At 71.6% G+C, this 18,219-nt stretch carries 14 protein-coding genes and 1 tRNA gene; 11 read left to right on the top strand and 4 right to left on the bottom strand.

Annotated elements, in window-relative coordinates; genetic code table 11:
- Positions 1-4: 4 nt before the first annotated feature.
- Positions 5-1,249 (bottom strand): pyridoxal phosphate-dependent aminotransferase, encoded by a 1,245-nt coding sequence (locus HLV61_RS17855; protein WP_369257791.1) that lies wholly within the window; start codon positions 1,247-1,249, stop codon positions 5-7.
- 308 nt (positions 1,250-1,557) lie between these two features.
- Between HLV61_RS17855 and HLV61_RS17850 the strand changes: the two genes are divergently transcribed.
- The 9 genes from HLV61_RS17850 (at position 1,558) to HLV61_RS17810 (ending at position 14,092) form a co-directional block, all read left to right on the top strand.
- A tRNA-Trp gene (locus tag HLV61_RS17850) sits at positions 1,558-1,630 on the top strand.
- Positions 1,631-1,772: 142 nt separating this feature from the next.
- Positions 1,773-2,321, top strand: coding sequence for a preprotein translocase subunit SecE (gene secE, locus HLV61_RS17845; protein ID WP_369257790.1), 549 nt, complete (start codon positions 1,773-1,775; stop codon positions 2,319-2,321).
- A 43-nt stretch (positions 2,322-2,364) separates the two neighbouring features.
- A complete protein-coding gene (gene nusG / locus HLV61_RS17840; RefSeq protein ID WP_369257788.1) occupies positions 2,365-3,270 on the top strand; it encodes a transcription termination/antitermination protein NusG in 906 nt (301 codons plus the stop codon).
- Positions 3,271-3,358: 88 nt separating this feature from the next.
- Entirely contained in the window at positions 3,359-3,787 is a 429-nt protein-coding gene (rplK, locus tag HLV61_RS17835; RefSeq protein WP_163477504.1) for a 50S ribosomal protein L11, read from the top strand.
- 141 nt (positions 3,788-3,928) lie between these two features.
- Positions 3,929-4,648, top strand: a complete 720-nt coding sequence (rplA, locus tag HLV61_RS17830) for a 50S ribosomal protein L1 (protein ID WP_369257785.1) — start codon at positions 3,929-3,931, stop codon at positions 4,646-4,648.
- Between the two features lie 321 nt (positions 4,649-4,969).
- Positions 4,970-5,605, top strand: coding sequence for a 50S ribosomal protein L10 (rplJ, locus tag HLV61_RS17825; protein ID WP_440285009.1), 636 nt, complete (start codon positions 4,970-4,972; stop codon positions 5,603-5,605).
- 17 nt (positions 5,606-5,622) lie between these two features.
- Positions 5,623-6,015, top strand: a complete 393-nt coding sequence (rplL, locus tag HLV61_RS17820) for a 50S ribosomal protein L7/L12 (RefSeq protein ID WP_369257783.1) — start codon at positions 5,623-5,625, stop codon at positions 6,013-6,015.
- Positions 6,016-6,578: 563 nt separating this feature from the next.
- Positions 6,579-10,088 carry a DNA-directed RNA polymerase subunit beta gene (gene rpoB, locus HLV61_RS17815; protein WP_440285007.1) on the top strand — a complete coding sequence of 1,170 codons (3,510 nt, stop codon included), beginning with the start codon at positions 6,579-6,581 and terminating at the stop codon, positions 10,086-10,088.
- Between the two features lie 98 nt (positions 10,089-10,186).
- Positions 10,187-14,092, top strand: a complete 3,906-nt coding sequence (locus tag HLV61_RS17810; RefSeq protein WP_369257781.1) for a DNA-directed RNA polymerase subunit beta' — start codon at positions 10,187-10,189, stop codon at positions 14,090-14,092.
- 180 nt (positions 14,093-14,272) lie between these two features.
- On the opposite strand, the gene HLV61_RS17805 is transcribed toward HLV61_RS17810, so the two are convergent.
- From HLV61_RS17805 to HLV61_RS17795, 3 genes are all read right to left on the bottom strand, one after another.
- Positions 14,273-15,316 carry an LLM class F420-dependent oxidoreductase gene (locus HLV61_RS17805; RefSeq protein WP_369257779.1) on the bottom strand — a complete coding sequence of 348 codons (1,044 nt, stop codon included), beginning with the start codon at positions 15,314-15,316 and terminating at the stop codon, positions 14,273-14,275.
- Between the two features lie 86 nt (positions 15,317-15,402).
- Positions 15,403-15,633 (bottom strand): hypothetical protein, encoded by a 231-nt coding sequence (locus HLV61_RS17800; RefSeq protein ID WP_093578206.1) that lies wholly within the window; start codon positions 15,631-15,633, stop codon positions 15,403-15,405.
- Between the two features lie 144 nt (positions 15,634-15,777).
- Positions 15,778-16,740 (bottom strand): hypothetical protein, encoded by a 963-nt coding sequence (locus HLV61_RS17795; RefSeq protein WP_369257777.1) that lies wholly within the window; start codon positions 16,738-16,740, stop codon positions 15,778-15,780.
- 609 nt (positions 16,741-17,349) lie between these two features.
- Here HLV61_RS17795 and rpsL point away from each other — a divergent pair.
- The gene (rpsL, locus tag HLV61_RS17790) at positions 17,350-17,724 is read left to right on the top strand and encodes a 30S ribosomal protein S12 (RefSeq protein ID WP_012950487.1); all 375 of its coding nucleotides are present in this window, start codon (positions 17,350-17,352) and stop codon (positions 17,722-17,724) included.
- Entirely contained in the window at positions 17,724-18,194 is a 471-nt protein-coding gene (gene rpsG / locus HLV61_RS17785; RefSeq protein WP_073421335.1) for a 30S ribosomal protein S7, read from the top strand. Before rpsL ends, rpsG begins: the two co-directional genes overlap by 1 nt.
- Positions 18,195-18,219 lie beyond the last annotated feature (25 nt).

Genomic DNA, 18,219 nt, shown 5'->3' with positions numbered 1-18,219 from the left:
CGCCTCAGCCCGCGGATCCGAGCAGCCGCTGCAGCCGGCCGACGCCCTCGACGAGGTCGTCGTCGCCGAGGGCGTAGGACATCCGCACGTAGCCCGGCGTGCCGAACGCCTCACCGGGGACGACGGCGACCTCCGCCTCCTCCAGCAGCAGCTCGGCGAGCTCGGCGCTGGAGGACGCGGTCCGGCCGTTGATCGGCCGGCCGAGCAGGCCCTTGACCGACGGGTAGACGTAGAACGCGCCCTGCGGCTCCGGGCAGGTGACCCCGGGGATCTCGCGCAGCATCGACACGATCGTCTTCCGCCGGCGGTCGAACGCGGTGCGCATCTCGTCGACCGCCGACAGGTCGCCGGTCAGCGCGGCCACCGCGGCGGCCTGGGAGACGTTGGCGACGTTCGAGGTGGCGTGGGACTGCAGGTTGGTCGCGGCCTTGACGACGTCGGCCGGCCCGACGATCCAGCCGACCCGCCAGCCGGTCATCGCGTAGGTCTTGGCCACCCCGTTGACGACGACGCAGCGGTCGGCGAGCTCGGGCACCACCACCGGCATGGACGGCGCGGTGGCCCCGCCGTAGGTCAGGTGCTCGTAGATCTCGTCGGTGAGCACCCAGAGGCCGGCCTCCAGCGCCCACCGGCCGATGGCCTCCACCTGCTCGGGCGGGTACACCGCACCGGTCGGGTTGGACGGCGAGACGAACAGCAGCACCTTGGTCCGCTCGGTGCGGGCCGCCTCGAGCTGCTCGACGGTGACCAGGTAGTCGCTGTCCTCGTCGGCGACGACGGGCACCGGCACGCCGCCGGCCAGCCGGATCGCCTCGGGGTAGGTGGTCCAGTACGGCGCGGGGACGAGCACCTCGTCGCCCGGGTCGAGCAGGGTGGCGAAGGCCTCGTAGACGGCCTGCTTGCCGCCGTTGGTGACCAGCACCTGCGCCGGGGTGACGGTCAGGCCGGAGTCGCGGGCGGTCTTGGCGACGATCGCCTCCTTGAGCACGGGCAACCCGCCGGCCGGGGTGTAGCGGTGCATCGCGGGCCGGCTGCAGGCCGCGACGGCCGCCTCGACGACGTAGTCCGGCGTCGGGAAGTCCGGCTCGCCGGCGCCGAAGCCGATGACCGGCTTGCCCGCCGCCTTGAGCGCCTTGGCCTTCGCGTCGACCGCGAGCGTCGCGGACTCGGCGATCGACCCGATGCGCCGCGAGACGCGGCGCTGGGCGGGGGAGGGGGCAGCGGGCTCCGACGGGGAGACGGCGGTCATGTGCCCATCCTGCCGGAGGACGCGCCAGAGGGGCCGGTCAGTTCCGGACGGCCTCCTCCGCGCCGGCGCAGCACCCCGTGCGGAACCGGCGCCGACGTGCACCTCGTCGCCGCCCGGGCCGACGACGGGGCGCCGTCCGGAGCGTGGTCACGGACCGATCCGGTGGTCCCGTACACTGGCAACCCTGGGGCGATCGACCCCCGCCACCGGCGTGCCCCGGAACCTCCGGGGAACCGCGCTGGACCGGCGGGTCAGGCCGTCCCGGGGCGCTCGGGACCACCGCACGCGTGGCACCGGTCCCGGGCACTAGGGGTGTAGCTCAACTGGCAGAGCAGCGGTCTCCAAAACCGCAGGCTGCAGGTTCAAGTCCTGTCACCCCTGCCCGTGCCGCCGGCCCGTGCCGGCGCGCAGCACGACCCGGCACCGACCGTGCACCGCCATCCCGGACACGGTCGCCGGCCGGCCGGCACGACACCAGACGGCCCGACAGCAGCGGGCACCACCACGACGCGAGCGAGGCGCAGTGAGCGAGAAGCCGGGCCCGGGGGAGGACCCCCGCTCCGCCTCGGACGCCGAGCTGACCGACGAACAGCTCGACCGCGAGGCCCCGGGCGTCGAGGACGCCGCGGAGCTGGAGGCCGCCGAGGACGAGGTGGCCGCGGAGGCCGCGGCCGGCGAGGACAAGGTCGTCAACACCCCGGCCCGCCGCCGGGGTGGCCGGATCACCGCCGGCGACGACGAGGACGACGAGACCGCCGCCCCGCGCACCCGCCGTGCCGCCCGGGAGCGCTCCACCGGCAGCAGTGCCTCCGGCCGGGCTGCCGACGAGGGTGCCGGTACCCGGTCGCGGTCCGCCGCGCAGCGCGCCCGGTCCGAGGACGTCCGTCGCCGCCGGAGCCTGCGCCGCTTCCTCCGCGAGGTCGTGGCCGAACTGCGCAAGGTCATCTGGCCGGGCCGCCGCGAGCTCATCACCTACACGACCGTGGTCATCATCTTCGTGGCGTTCATGGTGGCGCTCGTCGCGGGCCTCGACGTCCTCTTCGCGCAGGGCGTGCTCGCCGTCTTCGGCTGACCGCCCCCTGCGCCTGCACGCACCCGACAAGGAAGAGATCCCCGTGACCGACCCCCGCGAGCCCTTCGACACCGACAGCGACGTCGAGGCCATCGACCTCGACGACGCGCGCATGGACGTCCGCGGCAGCGTCGACCTCGAGACCGGTGCCGGCGAGCCCGGCTCGGCCGAGGGCTCCAGCGACACCACCGACCAGGACACCGCCACCGGCGTGGCCGACGTGACCCCGGTCGTGGAGAGCGGTGGCCGCGACAGCCTAGTCGGCGACCCGCTGGCCGCGCCCGCCCCCGACCACGACCCGATCGTGACCGAGGCGCTGGCCGAGGCCGAAGCGGAGGACGAGGACCCCCGGGAGACCCTCAAGCGCACGCTGCGCACCCAGTTCGGCGACTGGTACGTCATCCACTCCTACGCGGGCTACGAGAACAAGGTGAAGACCAACCTCGAGTCCCGCATCCAGTCGCTGGACATGGAGGACTACATCTTCCAGATCGAGGTGCCCACCGAGGAGGTCACCGAGATCAAGAACGGCAAGCGGACCCAGGTCAACCGGAAGAAGCTGCCCGGTTACCTGCTCGTCCGGATGGACCTCAACGACGAGTCCTGGGGCGCGGTCCGCAACACCCCCGGCGTCACCGGCTTCGTCGGTGCCACCTCGCGCCCCTCGCCGCTGACGATCGACGAGGTCGTCAACCTGCTGGTCCCCGACGCCCCGCCCCAGGCGGCCAAGGCGGCCGAGGCCACCTCGCCGGCCGCGGCGGCCGCGACGACGACGCTGGTCGACTTCGAGGTCGGCGAGTCGGTCACCGTGATGGACGGCCCCTTCGCCACCCTCCCGGCGACCATCAACGAGATCAACGCCGAGCAGCAGAAGCTGCAGGTGCTGGTCTCGATCTTCGGCCGCGAGACACCGGTCGAGCTCTCGTTCACGCAGGTCGCCAAGATCTGAGCAAGGACCGCGTCGCTCCCCGCCGCTCGTAAGCTCGCGGCGGGACCCTGCGACGCGGCCGTTCCATCCCGTCACGAAGAAGGAAGTCATGCCCCCCAGGAAGCGGTTGACCGCGGTCATCAAGCTCCAGATCAAGGCCGGTGCGGCCACCCCCGCGCCGCCCGTCGGTCCGGCGCTCGGCCAGCACGGCGTCAACATCATGGAGTTCTGCAAGGCGTACAACGCGGCGACCGAGTCGCAGCGCGGTGACGTCGTGCCCGTCGAGATCTCGGTGTTCGAGGACCGCTCGTTCACCTTCGTCACCAAGACGCCGCCGGCCGCGCGCATGCTGCTCAAGGCCGCGGGTGTCGAGAAGGGCTCCGGCGAGCCGCACAAGACCAAGGTCGCCACCGTCACCCGCGACCAGGTCCGCGAGATCGCGCAGACCAAGATGCCCGACCTGAACGCCAACTCGCTGGACGAGGCCGAGCGCATCATCGCCGGCACCGCCCGCTCGATGGGCATCACCGTCCAGTAGGAGGACCCCCTGCCCCACCGCTCGCAGGCTCGCGGCGGGACCCTGCAGGGAGCCGATCGGCACGTCACCAGTGGGAGGGCCGCGCCAGGCCCGCACACCACGAGATCCCCGGGCCGCGTGCCCGGGGGAGAGGACACCACCATGGCGAAGCACGGCAAGAAGTACCGCGAGGCGGCGGCCAAGGTCGACCGCGAGAACCTCTACAGCCCGCTGCAGGCGGCGGGCCTGGCGAAGGAGACCTCGCCGACCGCCTACGACGCGACCGTCGAGGTGGCCATCCGCCTGGGCGTCGACCCGCGCAAGGCCGACCAGATGGTCCGCGGCACGGTCAACCTGCCCCACGGCACCGGCAAGACCGCCCGCGTCATCGTCTTCGCGACCGGCGACAAGGCCGCCGAGGCCGAGGCCGCCGGCGCCGACGTCGTCGGCTCGGACGACCTGATCGAGCGCATCCAGGGCGGCTTCCTGGACTTCGACGCCGCGGTCGCCACCCCGGACCAGATGGCCAAGGTCGGTCGCGTCGCCCGCATCCTCGGGCCCCGAGGCCTGATGCCGAACCCGAAGACCGGCACCGTGACCCCCGACGTCACCAAGGCCGTCAACGACATCAAGGGCGGCAAGGTCAACTTCCGCACCGACAAGCAGGCCAACCTGCACCTGGTGATCGGCAAGACCTCCTTCGACGAGACCCGCCTCGTCGAGAACTACGCCGCCGCCCTCGACGAGGTGCTGCGCGCCAAGCCCGCCGCCGCCAAGGGCCGGTACCTGCGGAAGGTCACCATCTCCACGACCATGGGCCCGGGCATCCCGGTCGACCCGAACCGCACCCGCAACCTGACGGTGGACGAGCCCACCGCATAGGACCCCGCGGCTCCCCGAGGCCCCGTCGCGCGCGAGCGCGGCGGGGCCTCGGCCGTTCCGGGCACCGCCCGCCGCCCCCGCCGCGCGGTCGCGTATGCTCGTCGGCGTTCCCCCCACGACCGCTGGTCGTCGCACGTCCGCGTGCGATCGAAGGCCCGGATCCCGGGCGCCCGCGCAGGAGGACGGTTCGATCGACGCGGTGCCCCGTGCCCGCCGTCCCTCGCCCCGTGCGCCTGCGCCGGGGCGTTCCTCGTCTCCGGGCACCGATCGCCCGCTCTCGTACGGCGCACGAGTGGTCGCCCGTCAGACGAGAGGAGGCCCATGCCCACGCAGGCGAAGGCCGCGGTGATCGACGAGATCACCGAGCGGTTCCAGAAGTCCAGCGCGGCCGTGCTCACCGAGTACCGCGGGCTGACCGTGACGCAGCTGACCCAGCTGCGTCGTTCCCTCGGTGCGGGCAGCAGCTACGCCGTCGTCAAGAACACCCTGACGAAGCGGGCGGCGGACTCGGTCGGTCACACCGACCTGGCCCCGCTGCTCAACGGCCCGACCGCGATCGCCTTCATCGAGGGCGACGTCGTCGAGGCCGCCAAGGCCATCCGTGACTTCGCGCGCGCCAACCCGTTGCTCGTCGTCAAGGGCGGTGTCGTCGAGGGCCGCACCGTCAGCCCCGCCGAGGTCACCGCTCTCGCCGACGTCGAGCCGCGCGAGGTGCTGCTGGCCAAGCTGGCCGGCGCGATGAAGGGCAACCTCACCAAGGCCGCCGGGCTGTTCCAGGCCCCGCTGTCGCAGGTCGCCCGCCTGGCCGCCGCGCTGCAGGAGAAGAAGCCCGCCGAGGGCGACGCTCCGGCTGCCGCGGACGCCCCGGCCGCCGATGGCACTGCTGCCGACACCCCCACGGCCGCCCCGGCCACTGAAGACGCTGACGCCGCGGACGCCGCGGCCAGCACCGACTGACCCCAGAAGGAGAGATCATGGCCAAGCTGTCCACCACGGAGCTGCTCGACGCGTTCAAGGAGATGACGCTGCTCGAGCTGTCCGACTTCGTGAAGCAGTTCGAGGAGACCTTCGAGGTCACCGCGGCTGCTCCCGTCGCCGTCGCAGCCGCCCCGGCCGCCGGTGGCGGCGGCGGTGCCGCCGAGGAGGCCGCCGAGCAGGACGAGTTCGACGTCATCCTCGAGGCCGCCGGTGACAAGAAGATCCAGGTCATCAAGGAGGTGCGCGGCCTGACCTCGCTCGGCCTCAAGGAGGCCAAGGACCTGGTCGACGGCGCGCCGAAGCCGGTCCTGGAGAAGGTCGCCAAGGACGCCGCCGAGAAGGCCAAGGCCGCTCTCGAGGGCGCCGGCGCCACCGTCACCGTCAAGTGACCCCCCACCCGGCCGTCCCGACGGCCGGGTGCGTCACCTGAGTGACGCCGTCCCCGGCCCGAGCCGGGGACCTGCACGACCCAGCACGCCACAGGGGCCGCTCTCCTCCGGGGGAGCGGCCCCTGTCGCGTCCGGTCCACGACGGTTCCCCGCCGGCCGGCACACCGCGACGCCGTGCCGCCCGCGACCTCCCGGCGGCCCGGCTGTGCGGGCGCTTCGCGGCGTGGCGGCGACAACCGGGCACCCGGACTGGCATCATCGGCGCGCGGAATGCCGCCCGTCGTGTCGGCGCTGTCCTTCCGGGGGACGTGGTGTGGGTCGCCACTTCCCCCGACGTGGACAGCGTTCGCGAGCAGGGGTAGGGTTCTCTGTTGCGCTGCCCCCTGACTGCCTGCCCGCCGAGACGGGTCACCTGGGGTGCCCGGGATCACCCGGCACCCCGGTGACGACACCGTCGACCCAGCGGGCCGAACGCCGTGGACAGCGCCGCCGAAACCGACGACGACCCAGGACGAACAAGCACCCACCGCCCGCACGTCGTGAGGTCCTTGGAAGGACGCATCTTGGCAGGCTCTCGCCCCACCAGCATCTCCCCCAGCACCACCGAGTCCGGCGGCTACGGCCAGCAGAACCAGACTCCGCAGGCCGGCCCCCGCACCGGAGAGGCCGACCAGCAGAAGATCCCCGGCGCCCCCCTCCGCGTCTCGTTCGCGAAGATCTCCGAGCCCCTCGAGGTCCCGGACCTGCTCGCCCTCCAGACCGCGTCCTTCGACTGGCTGGTCGGCAGCCCCGAGTGGCGCGCCACCCTCTCGCCCGAGGAGCAGGCCGCCGCCGTCGGCGGCCTGGCCGAGATCCTCGAGGAGATCTCCCCGATCGAGGACTTCAGCGGCTCGATGTCGCTGTCCTTCTCCAACCCGCGCTTCGAGGACGTCAAGGCGTCCCTCGAGGAGTGCAAGGACAAGGACATGACCTACGCGGCGCCGCTGTTCGTCACCGCCGAGTTCATGAACAACACCACCGGCGAGATCAAGAGCCAGACGGTGTTCATGGGCGACTTCCCGATCATGACGAACAAGGGCACGTTCGTCATCAACGGCACCGAGCGCGTCGTGGTCTCCCAGCTGGTCCGCAGCCCCGGCGTCTACTTCGACAAGACCCTGGACAAGACCTCCGACAAGGACGTCTTCAGCGCCAAGGTGATCCCCAGCCGTGGTGCGTGGCTGGAGTTCGACGTCGACAAGCGCGACACCGTCGGCGTCCGCATCGACCGCAAGCGCCGCCAGCCGGTCACCGTGCTGCTCAAGGCGCTGGGCTGGACCGAGGACCGCATCCGCGAGCACTTCCAGTGGTCGCCCACGGTCCTCGCCACGCTCGAGAAGGACCACATCGCCGGGCAGGACGAGGCCCTGCTCGACATCTACCGCAAGCTGCGGCCGGGCGAGCCGCCGACGCGTGAGTCGGCGCAGGCGCTGCTGGAGAACCTCTTCTTCAACCCGAAGCGCTACGACCTGGCCAAGGTCGGCCGCTACAAGGTCAACAAGAAGCTCGGCGTCGCCGTGCCGCAGCCGACCTCGACGCTGACCGAGGACGACATCGTCGCCACCATCGAGTACGTCGTGCGGCTGCACGCCGGCGAGCCCGACCACGGCGTCGACGACATCGACCACTTCGGCAACCGCCGCCTGCGCACCGTCGGCGAGCTGATCCAGAACCAGATCCGGGTCGGCCTCTCCCGCATGGAGCGCGTCGTCCGCGAGCGGATGACGACCCAGGACGTCGAGGCGATCACGCCGCAGACCCTGATCAACATCCGGCCGGTCGTCGCCTCCATCAAGGAGTTCTTCGGCACCAGCCAGCTGTCGCAGTTCATGGACCAGACCAACCCGCTCGCGGGCCTGACCCACAAGCGCCGCCTGTCGGCGCTGGGCCCGGGTGGTCTGTCCCGTGAGCGCGCCGGCATGGAGGTCCGCGACGTGCACCCGAGCCACTACGGCCGGATGTGCCCGATCGAGACCCCGGAAGGCCCGAACATCGGCCTGATCGGCTCGCTGTCGGCCTACGGGCGGGTCAACGCCTTCGGCTTCATCGAGACGCCCTACCGGCGGGTCGTCAACGGCACGGTCACCGACTCGATCGACTACCTGACCGCCGACGAGGAGGACCGCTTCGTCGTCGCCCAGGCCAACTCGCCGCTGGACGCCCAGGGCCGGTTCGCCGAGGACCGCGTGCTGGTCCGCACCAAGGGCGGTGAGGTCGACTACCTCGTCCCCGAGAACGTCGACTACATGGACGTCTCGCCGCGGCAGATGACCTCGGTCGCGACGGCGATGATCCCGTTCCTCGAGCACGACGACGCCAACCGCGCGCTCATGGGCGCGAACATGCAGCGCCAGGCCGTCCCGCTGCTGCGCAGCGAGGCGCCGCTGGTCGGCACCGGCATGGAGCTGCGGGCCGCCGTCGACGCCGGCGACGTCGTCGTGGCGGAGAAGGCCGGCGTCGTGGAGGACTCCACGGCCGACTACGTCACCGTCATGGCCGACGACGGGACCCGGCAGACCTACCGGCTGCTGAAGTTCCGCCGCTCGAACCAGGGCACCTCGATCAACCAGACCCCCGTCGTCGACGAGGGCCAGCGGGTCGAGGTCGGCCAGGTCATCGCCGACGGGCCGTGCACCGACCAGGGTGAGATGGCGCTGGGCAAGAACCTGCTCGTCGCCTTCATGCCGTGGGAGGGCCACAACTACGAGGACGCGATCATCCTGTCGCAGCGCCTCGTGCAGGACGACGTCCTGTCCTCGATCCACATCGAGGAGTTCGAGGTCGACGCCCGTGACACCAAGCTCGGTGCCGAGGAGATCACCCGGGACATCCCGAACGTCTCCGAGGAGGTCCTCGCCGACCTCGACGAGCGCGGCATCATCCGCATCGGTGCCGAGGTCGTCCCCGGCGACATCCTCGTCGGCAAGGTCACGCCCAAGGGCGAGACCGAGCTGACCCCCGAGGAGCGGCTGCTGCGGGCGATCTTCGGTGAGAAGGCCCGCGAGGTCCGCGACACCAGCCTCAAGGTCAAGCACGGTGAGTCCGGCAAGGTCATCGGCGTCCGCGTGTTCTCGCGCGAGGACGGCGACGAGCTGCCCGCCGGCGTCAACGAGCTGATCCGGGTCTACGTCGCCCAGATGCGCAAGATCTCCGACGGCGACAAGCTCGCCGGCCGCCACGGCAACAAGGGCGTCATCGCGAAGATCCTGCCGCAGGAGGACATGCCGTTCCTCGAGGACGGCACCCCGGTGGACATCGTCCTCAACCCGCTCGGCGTCCCCGGCCGGATGAACGTCGGCCAGGTCCTGGAGACCCACCTCGGGTGGATCGCCAAGTCCGGCTGGCAGGTCGAGGGCACCCCCGGCTGGGCGGCCAACCTGCCCGAGCAGGCGCGCGAGGCGCAGCCGGGCACCCGGACCGCGACGCCGGTGTTCGACGGCGCCCGCGAGGAGGAGATCATCGGCCTGCTGGGCTCGACGGTCCCGAACCGCGACGGCAACCGGATGGTGCAGGAGACCGGCAAGGCGCGGCTGTTCGACGGCCGCTCCGGGGAGCCCTTCCCCGAGCCGATCTCGGTGGGCTACGTCTACATCCTGAAGCTGCTGCACCTGGTCGACGACAAGATCCACGCCCGGTCGACCGGCCCCTACTCGATGATCACGCAGCAGCCGCTGGGTGGCAAGGCGCAGTTCGGTGGCCAGCGCTTCGGTGAGATGGAGTGCTGGGCGATGCAGGCCTACGGCGCGGCCTACGCGCTGCAGGAGCTGCTGACCATCAAGTCCGACGACATCCTCGGGCGCGTCAAGGTCTACGAGGCCATCGTCAAGGGCGAGAACATCCCCGAGCCGGGCATCCCCGAGTCGTTCAAGGTGTTGCTCAAGGAGCTGCAGTCGCTCTGCCTCAACGTCGAGGTGCTGTCCGGCGACGGGCAGGCGATCGAGCTGCGCGACACCGACGACGAGGTGTTCCGGGCCGCGGAGGAGCTGGGCATCGACCTGTCCCGCCGCGAGCCCTCCAGCGTCGAGGACGTGTGATCGGCCGCCGGCCGGCCCTGGGGACCCAGGGCCGGCCGGCGCCCCCCGACATTCCGATCGAAAAGCAGTAACCGAGCCCCGGGAAAGGGGTCCACTCAGTGCTCGACGTCAACTTCTTCGACGAGCTCCGCATCGGTCTGGCCACCGGCGACGACATCCGTCAGTGGTCGCACGGTGAGGTGAAGAAGCCCGAGACCATCAACTACCGCACGCTCCGTCCCGAGAAGGACGGTCTCTTCTGCGAGAAGATCTTCGGTCCCACGCGGGACTGGGAGTGCTACTGCGGCAAGTACAAGCGCGTCCGCTTCAAGGGGATCATCTGCGAGCGCTGCGGCGTCGAGGTGACCCGGGCCAAGGTCCGCCGCGAGCGGATGGGCCACATCGAGCTGGCTGCGCCGGTCACCCACATCTGGTTCTTCAAGGGCGTGCCGTCGCGCCTGGGCTACCTGCTCGACCTGGCGCCCAAGGACCTCGAGAAGATCATCTACTTCGCCGCCTACCTGATCACCTCGGTCGACGACGAGGCGCGCCACCGCGACCTCCCGACCATCGAGGCCGAGATCAGCGCGGAGAAGCACAACCTCGAGAGCCGGCGCGACGCCGACGTCGAGGCCCGCCAGCAGAAGCTCGAGGCCGACCTGGCCGAGCTCGAGGCCGAGGGTGCCAAGTCCGACGTCCGCCGCAAGGTGCGCGAGGGCGGCGAGCGCGAGATGCGCCAGCTGCGCGACCGCGCCCAGCGGGAGATCGACCGCCTCGAGGAGGTGCTCGACACCTTCCGCAAGCTCGAGGTCAAGCAGCTCATCGCCGACGAGGGCCTCTACCGCGAGCTGCGCGACCGCTTCGGTGAGTTCTTCGAGGGCGGCATGGGTGCCGCTGCCCTGCAGAAGCTGCTCAGCGACTTCGACCTCGACGCCGAGGCCGCCTCGCTGCGCGACACCATCCGCAACGGCAAGGGCCAGCGCAAGCTGCGGGCCCTCAAGCGGCTGAAGGTCGTCGCGGCCTTCCAGCAGACCCGCAACTCGCCCATGGGCATGGTGCTGGACTGCGTCCCGGTCATCCCGCCGGACCTGCGCCCGATGGTGCAGCTCGACGGTGGCCGCTTCGCCACCAGCGACATGAACGACCTGTACCGCCGGGTGATCAACCGGAACAACCGGCTCAAGCGGCTGCTCGACCTCGGCGCGCCCGAGATCATCGTGAACAACGAGAAGCGGATGCTCCAGGAGTCCGTGGACGCGCTGTTCGACAACGGCCGCCGCGGCCGGCCGGTCACCGGCCCGGGCAACCGCCCGCTCAAGTCCCTGAGCGACCTGCTCAAGGGCAAGCAGGGCCGGTTCCGCCAGAACCTGCTCGGCAAGCGCGTCGACTACTCCGGCCGTTCGGTCATCGTCGTCGGCCCGCAGCTGAAGCTGCACCAGTGCGGCCTGCCCAAGCAGATGGCGCTGGAGCTGTTCAAGCCCTTCGTCATGAAGCGGCTGGTCGACCTCAACCACGCGCAGAACATCAAGAGCGCCAAGCGCATGGTCGAGCGCGCCCGCCCCGTCGTGTGGGACGTGCTCGAGGAGGTCATCACCGAGCACCCGGTGCTGCTCAACCGCGCGCCGACGCTGCACCGCCTGGGCATCCAGGCCTTCGAGCCGCAGCTGGTCGAGGGCAAGGCCATCCAGATCCACCCGCTGGTCTGCACGGCCTTCAACGCCGACTTCGACGGTGACCAGATGGCGGTCCACCTGCCGCTGTCGGCCGAGGCGCAGGCCGAGGCCCGCATCCTCATGCTGTCCAGCAACAACATCCTGAGCCCGGCCGACGGTCGCCCGATCACCGCGCCGACCCAGGACATGGTGCTGGGCCTGTACCACCTGACCACCCTGGTGCCGAGCCGGTACGAGGCCGACGGTGGCCAGCCGGCGGCCTTCGCGTCGACGGCCGAGGCGATCATGGCCTACGACAAGGGTGCGCTGGGTCTGCAGGAGCGGGCGCTGATCCGCCTCGACGAGGTGTTCGGCGTCGACAACGGCAAGGTCAACGAGGCCTGGGAGCAGCCAGAGGACTGGACCCCGGGTGCCCCCTCGCTGGTGCGCACGAGCCTGGGCCGGGTGCTGTTCAACGAGGCCCTGCCCGAGGACTACCGCTTCGTCAACTACCAGGTGCCGAAGAAGGAGCTCGGGGCGATCGTCAACGACCTCGCCGAGCGCTATCCCAAGGTGCAGGTCGCGGCGACGCTGGACGCCCTCAAGTCGGCCGGCTTCCGCTGGGCGACCCGCTCGGGCGTCACGATCGCCATCGACGACGTCGTCACCCCGCCGGCCAAGCAGGAGATCCTCGACCGGCACGAGGCCGAGGCGCGGGGCATCGAGCGGCAGTACGAGCGCGGTGTCATCACCGACTCGGAGCGCCGTGGCGAGCTCATCGAGATCTGGACCCGCGCGCGGGCCGAGGTCAGCCAGGCGATGGTGGACAACTTCCCGACCACCAACCCGGTCTGGGTCATGGTCAACTCGGGCGCCCGAGGCAACATGATGCAGATCAGCCAGATCGCCGGCATGCGTGGCCTGGTGGCCAACCCGAAGGGCGAGATCATCCCGCGGCCGATCAAGGCCAACTTCCGGGAGGGTCTGTCCGTGCTGGAGTACTTCATCTCCACGCACGGCGCGCGCAAGGGCCTGGCCGACACGGCGCTGCGGACCGCGGACTCCGGGTACCTCACCCGGCGGCTGGTCGACGTCTCCCAGGACGTCATCATCCGCGAGGAGGACTGCGGCACCGAGCGCGGCGTGATCATGCCGATCGCGACCGTCATCGACGGCCGGCTCACCCGGGACGCGCACGTGGAGACCAGCGTGTACGCCCGCTCCCTGGCCGCCGACGTGACGGCCGAGGACGGCACCCTGATCGCGCGCGCCAGCGAGGACCTGGGTGACGTGCTCATCGGCGCCCTGGTCGACGCCGGTGTCGCCGAGGTCAAGGTCCGCTGCGTGCTGACCTGCGAGTCCCTGCTGGGCACCTGCGCCACCTGCTACGGCCGGTCGCTGGCCACCGGCAAGCTCGTCGACGTCGGCGAGGCGGTCGGCATCATCGCCGCCCAGTCGATCGGCGAGCCCGGCACCCAGCTGACGATGCGCACCTTCCACACCGGTGGTGTCGCGGGTGAGGACATCACCCACGGTCTGCCGCGTGTGGTGGAGCTCTTCGAGGCCCGCGTCCCCAAGGGCAAGGCCCCGATCGCCGAGCTGGCCGGCTCCGTCCGGATCGAGGACGGCGAGCAGTTCCGCAAGCTCACCATCACCCCGGACGACGGCTCCGACGAGGTCGTCTACGACAAGCTGTCGCGCCGGTCGCGGCTGCGGGTCGAGGACGGCGCCCACGTCGAGGTCGGCGAGCAGCTGACCGAGGGTGCGGTGGACCCGCACGAGGTGCTGCGGATCATGGGCCCGCGCGAGGTGCAGCTGCACCTGGTCCGCGAGGTCCAGGAGGTCTACCGCAGCCAGGGCGTGTCGATCCACGACAAGCACATCGAGGTGATCATCCGCCAGATGCTCAAGCGGGTGACCATCATCGACTCGGGCGCCACGGAGTTCCTCCCCGGTGCGCTGGTCGAGCGGACGCTGTTCGAGACCGAGAACCGCCGCGTCGTCGCCGAGGGCGGCGAGCCGGCCTCGGCCCGTCCGGTGCTCATGGGCATCACCAAGGCCTCGCTCGCGACCGAGTCGTGGCTGTCGGCCGCCTCCTTCCAGGAGACGACCAAGGTGCTCACCGACGCCGCGATCCAGGGCAAGAGCGACAGCCTGCTCGGCCTCAAGGAGAACGTGATCATCGGCAAGCTGATCCCGGCGGGTACGGGCATCAGCCGCTACCGGAACATCACGGTCGAGCCGACCGAGGAGGCCCGCGCCGCCGTCTACACGATGGCCGGGTACGACGACGGGCAGTACTACAGCCCGGACGTGTTCGGGTCGGGCTCCGGTGAGGCCGTGCGCCTCGAGGAGTACGACTGGCGGGGCTGATCCCCGGTAGCACGTGAGGAGGGCCCCCAGGTCGATGACCTGGGGGCCCTCCCGCGTTCCTGGGACGCAGCAGGATCAGGTCAGCTGATCATGCTGCGTCCTGGCTCACCGTCGACGGTGAGCCAGGACGCTCGGCGGTGAGCTGGGACGACGGCAGCGTCACGTGACGCAACGCCCGTCCTATCCGTCGGCCAGCCTCCGCATGGTCTCCACCGTGCGCAGCCGGCTCTCGCGACTGTCGTCGAGCGGCTGCAGCGCGAGGGTGGTGACGCCGGCCTCGGCGTAGGCGGCCACCCGCTCCGCCACGTAGGACTCCGGCCCGATCAGCGACACCTTGCGGACGAAGTCCTCGGGCAGCGCCGCGGCCGCCTCGTCCTTCTTCCCCGTCAGGTAGAGGTCCTGGACGGTCTCGGCCGCGTCCTCGTACCCGTAGCGCCGCGCCAGGTCGTTGTAGAAGTTCTTGCCCTTGGCGCCCATGCCGCCGACGTAGAGCGCCAGCTGCGGCCGGACCTGGTCGTGCAGGTGGTCGACGTCCTCGCCGATCGCCACGGGCACGCCGCAGATGACCTGCAGGTCACCGAGCTCGGCGTCGCGCTTGGCCTTCCCGGCCCGCAGGGAGGCGCCCCAGACGTCGTCGGCGCGCTCCGGCATGAACCAGATCGGCTCCCACACCTCGGCGATCTCGGCGGCCAGCTCGACGTTCTTCGGGCCGAGCGCGGCCAGCATGACCGGGATCCGGTCGCGTACCGGGGTGTTGATCAGCTTCAGCGGCTTGCCCAGGCCGGTGCCCTGCTCGGCCGGCAGCGGCACGGTGTACTTGGGGCCCTCGTGCACCAGCCGCTCACGCCGCCACACCCGGCGGCAGATCTCCACGACCTCGCGGGTGCGCTGCAGCGGCGCGTCGTAGGGGACGCCGTGCCAGCCCTCGATCACCTGCGGGCCCGAGGCGCCCAGCCCCAGCGTGAACCGGCCGCCGGAGACGAAGTCCAGCCCGGCCGCGGTCATGGCCGTCAGGGCCGGCGTGCGGCTGTAGATGGGCAGGATCGCGCTCATCAGCTCCACGCGCTCCGTGACGGCGGCCAGGTAGCCGAGCTGGCTGACGGCGTCGAAGGTGTAGACCTCCGCGCACATGGCGAGGTCGAGCCCCGCGGCCTCCAGGTCGACGATCTCTGCCGCCGTCTCCTGGAAACCCCCCGCGTAACTGGCCTGGATGCCGATGCGCACCTGCACTCCTCTGGTCTGCGGCGCCCGCGTCGGCACCACCGGCGACCGTAGCGGGGCCAGCGGACCCCGGGACGTGCGGGAGCGGCTCAGGCGGTGCGGCTGCGCAGGGGGCGGATCACGCCGACGACCTCGGTGACCACGCGGACGCCGTCGACGTCGCGGGGGACCAGTCCGGCCGCGGCCGCGTCGGCGACGTCGACCTTGACGACGTAGCCGCTGTCCCGCCGTGCCAGCCCGATGCCGACGACGCCGGGCTGGGCGGACAGCTGACCGGCGAGCGTGGTCTTGGCGGCACGAGCGGCGGCACGGTCGGTCACGAGGTCTCCTCGCTGACGCCCGCGGGCTCGGTGCCCGGGACTCGGGGGATCCCGGACGGCCGCGCGGGCTCGGTCACCTCCCCATGGTGCCTCGTTCCCGCCCGGAGCGACATCCCCCTGACCCGGGGGAACGACCTGCCGGGGTCAGGAGGCGACCCACTCCACACCCAGGGTGGCCAGCACCGTCGACAGCGGGTTGGCGAAGGTCAGCCCGGCGCCGCCGCTGCCGCCCTCGCTGCTGCCGGCGAACAACAGGGCCAGGGGCACGCGGTCGGCGGTGCGCCAGATGACCGAGCCGCTGTCCCCGCCCTCGGAGAAGGCCCCCGACACCCCCTCGATCTCGATCTGGTCGTCGAAGACGTGCACGCCGTCGTCGTACTGGACGGCCACCCCGTCCACCTCGACGGCGGTGACCCGCCCGCGCGTGTGCCCCGTGGTGCGGCCGACCTTCTCGACCTCCTCGTCGGGCTCCACCTCCTCGCCGTCGGCCACGGTGGCCGCCAGTGGCCCGCCCGGCACCAGGCCGGGCTCGGCGTCGACGCCCTCGTCGAGGACGGCGACGGCAGCGTCGACCCGGTTGGGGCCGTCGGAGAAGGGCTGGAAGCCGCTCAGCGTGGCGACCCGGTCTGCGGCGGCCCCGCCGTCGGCCGGCCCGGGCTGCAGCACCGCGTCGCCCACCGCCGCGGCGTCGCCGGCGGCCAGCACGTGGTTGTTCGACAGGATCGCCAGGCGGCCGCCGAGCCGGACGAAGCCCCCCAGCGTCCCGGCGCTCACCGCCGGGTGCGCCACCGACAGCCCCGGGCGCAGCGGGCGGGTGCGCCGCTGCAGGGCCGGGGGAGGGGAGGAGAAGGGCAGTATCGGCCCGGTCACGCGGACGTCGACCTCGGCGCGCACCGCGTCGTCCAGGCCGGTCAGCAGCACCCGGGCGTCGTCCTGGGCGGCCACGCGGATGGCCAGGTGCGCCCTCCCCGGCCCCACCGGGGTCAGTCCGATGGCCGGGCGGGTCCACGGCCGGCCGCCCAGTCCGCTGGCGGTCACCAGGGGGAAGCCCTCCGACAGCCGGGCGGACAGCCGGGCCTTGAGCTCGCGCGCCGAGTCGATCTGCACCGTGGCCTCCGTTGCGGTGAGTGGTCTTGCTGGGACCGACGGTAGGGGGACCCACCGACAGTCGCGCGACCGCCGGGCGTGCCAGCCCGGGTCGCAGCGCTGCGGAGGCCCCGGGTCGCGGTACGGTGCGTCCTCCCCCCGGGACCGTCGCGGACGGCCCCTCGGTCGCCGGGAATGGCCGGTGACCCCGCGCCGTTGACCTCGCCGAGTGGGCCCGGGAGGCAGGCAGGTCCTGCCCGGTCGGCCATCGGGACCCGGTTTTGACCGGGTCCGGAGACGCGGGTATCGTGGGCAGCCGTGCCCAGGGTGCCCTGGGCCTGCTCCCGTTCGCGGTGCGCCTGGGTGTCCGGAGGTCCGTCCTCCAGGCCGCGGGTCCGCCCCGGTGAGCCGTCCACGACGGACGGTCCCGGAGGTGGCGGCGCCGAGTCGCGGGGGGCGACCAGTCCGGTCCGACCACGACCGGTCCCGGGAAGGGCGACACGCCCGACCTCGGGGGCCGGTGGATGGCTCGTGACCAGGGCGGACGACCCCGGCAGGACCGGCACCGACGACACGACAGCAGCACCGTCCACAGCACGACCCAGCGCAGGTAGGAGATCCAGGCCACCCATGCCCACGATCAACCAGCTGGTCCGAAAGGGCCGCGAGGACAAGGTCGAGAAGACCAAGACCCCGGCGTTGAAGGGCTCCCCTCAGCGTCGCGGCGTGTGCACCCGCGTGTACACGACGACGCCGAAGAAGCCGAACTCGGCGCTGCGCAAGGTCGCTCGCGTCCGCCTCACCAGTGGCATCGAGGTGACCGCGTACATCCCGGGCGTCGGCCACAACCTGCAGGAGCACTCGATGGTGCTCGTGCGCGGCGGTCGCGTGAAGGACCTCCCGGGTGTGCGCTACAAGATCATCCGTGGCTCGCTGGACACCCAGGGTGTCCGCAACCGCAAGCAGGCTCGCAGCCGGTACGGCGCGAAGAAGGAGAAGAGCTAATGCCGCGCAAGGGCCCCGCGCCGCGCCGACCGCTGGTCGCCGACCCGGTCTACCAGTCGCCGCTGGTCACCCAGCTGGTGAACAAGGTCCTGGTCGACGGCAAGCGCTCGGTCGCCGAGGCGATCGTCTACGGCGCCCTCGAGGGTGCCCGCGCCAAGACCGACACCGACCCGGTGGTCACGCTCAAGCGGGCGCTGGACAACGTCAAGCCGGCCCTCGAGGTCCGCAGCCGCCGTGTCGGTGGCGCGACGTACCAGGTCCCGGTCGAGGTCCGCGCCTCCCGCAGCACCACCCTCGGCCTGCGCTGGCTCATCCAGTACAGCCGGGCGCGCCGCGAGAAGACGATGACCGAGCGCCTCATGAACGAGCTGCTCGATGCGAGCAACGGCCTCGGTGCCGCGGTCAAGCGCCGCGAGGACACCCACAAGATGGCCGAGTCGAACAAGGCATTCGCGCACTACCGCTGGTAGTCGCACCCCGCTGGTGACGCACCCG

Source organism: Geodermatophilus amargosae, assembly GCF_041028265.1.
In the GTDB taxonomy this organism is placed as follows: domain Bacteria; phylum Actinomycetota; class Actinomycetes; order Mycobacteriales; family Geodermatophilaceae; genus Geodermatophilus; species Geodermatophilus amargosae_A.
Note: the sequence above shows the minus strand (reverse complement) of the source record. Positions and strands in the feature narration are given on the sequence as shown.

Excerpts from the sequence above, each read along its gene's own strand:
- rplL (WP_369257783.1), top strand. The coding sequence starts at position 5,623 with ATGGCCAAGCTGTCCACCACGGAGCTGCTCGACGCGTTCAAGGAGATG.
- rplK (WP_163477504.1), top strand. The coding sequence starts at position 3,359 with ATGCCCCCCAGGAAGCGGTTGACCGCGGTCATCAAGCTCCAGATCAAG.
- rplJ (WP_440285009.1), top strand. The coding sequence starts at position 4,970 with ATGCCCACGCAGGCGAAGGCCGCGGTGATCGACGAGATCACCGAGCGG.
- rplA (WP_369257785.1), top strand. The coding sequence starts at position 3,929 with ATGGCGAAGCACGGCAAGAAGTACCGCGAGGCGGCGGCCAAGGTCGAC.
- rpsL (WP_012950487.1), top strand. The coding sequence starts at position 17,350 with ATGCCCACGATCAACCAGCTGGTCCGAAAGGGCCGCGAGGACAAGGTC.
- HLV61_RS17855 (WP_369257791.1), bottom strand. The coding sequence starts at position 1,249 with ATGACCGCCGTCTCCCCGTCGGAGCCCGCTGCCCCCTCCCCCGCCCAG.
- rpsG (WP_073421335.1), top strand. The coding sequence starts at position 17,724 with ATGCCGCGCAAGGGCCCCGCGCCGCGCCGACCGCTGGTCGCCGACCCG.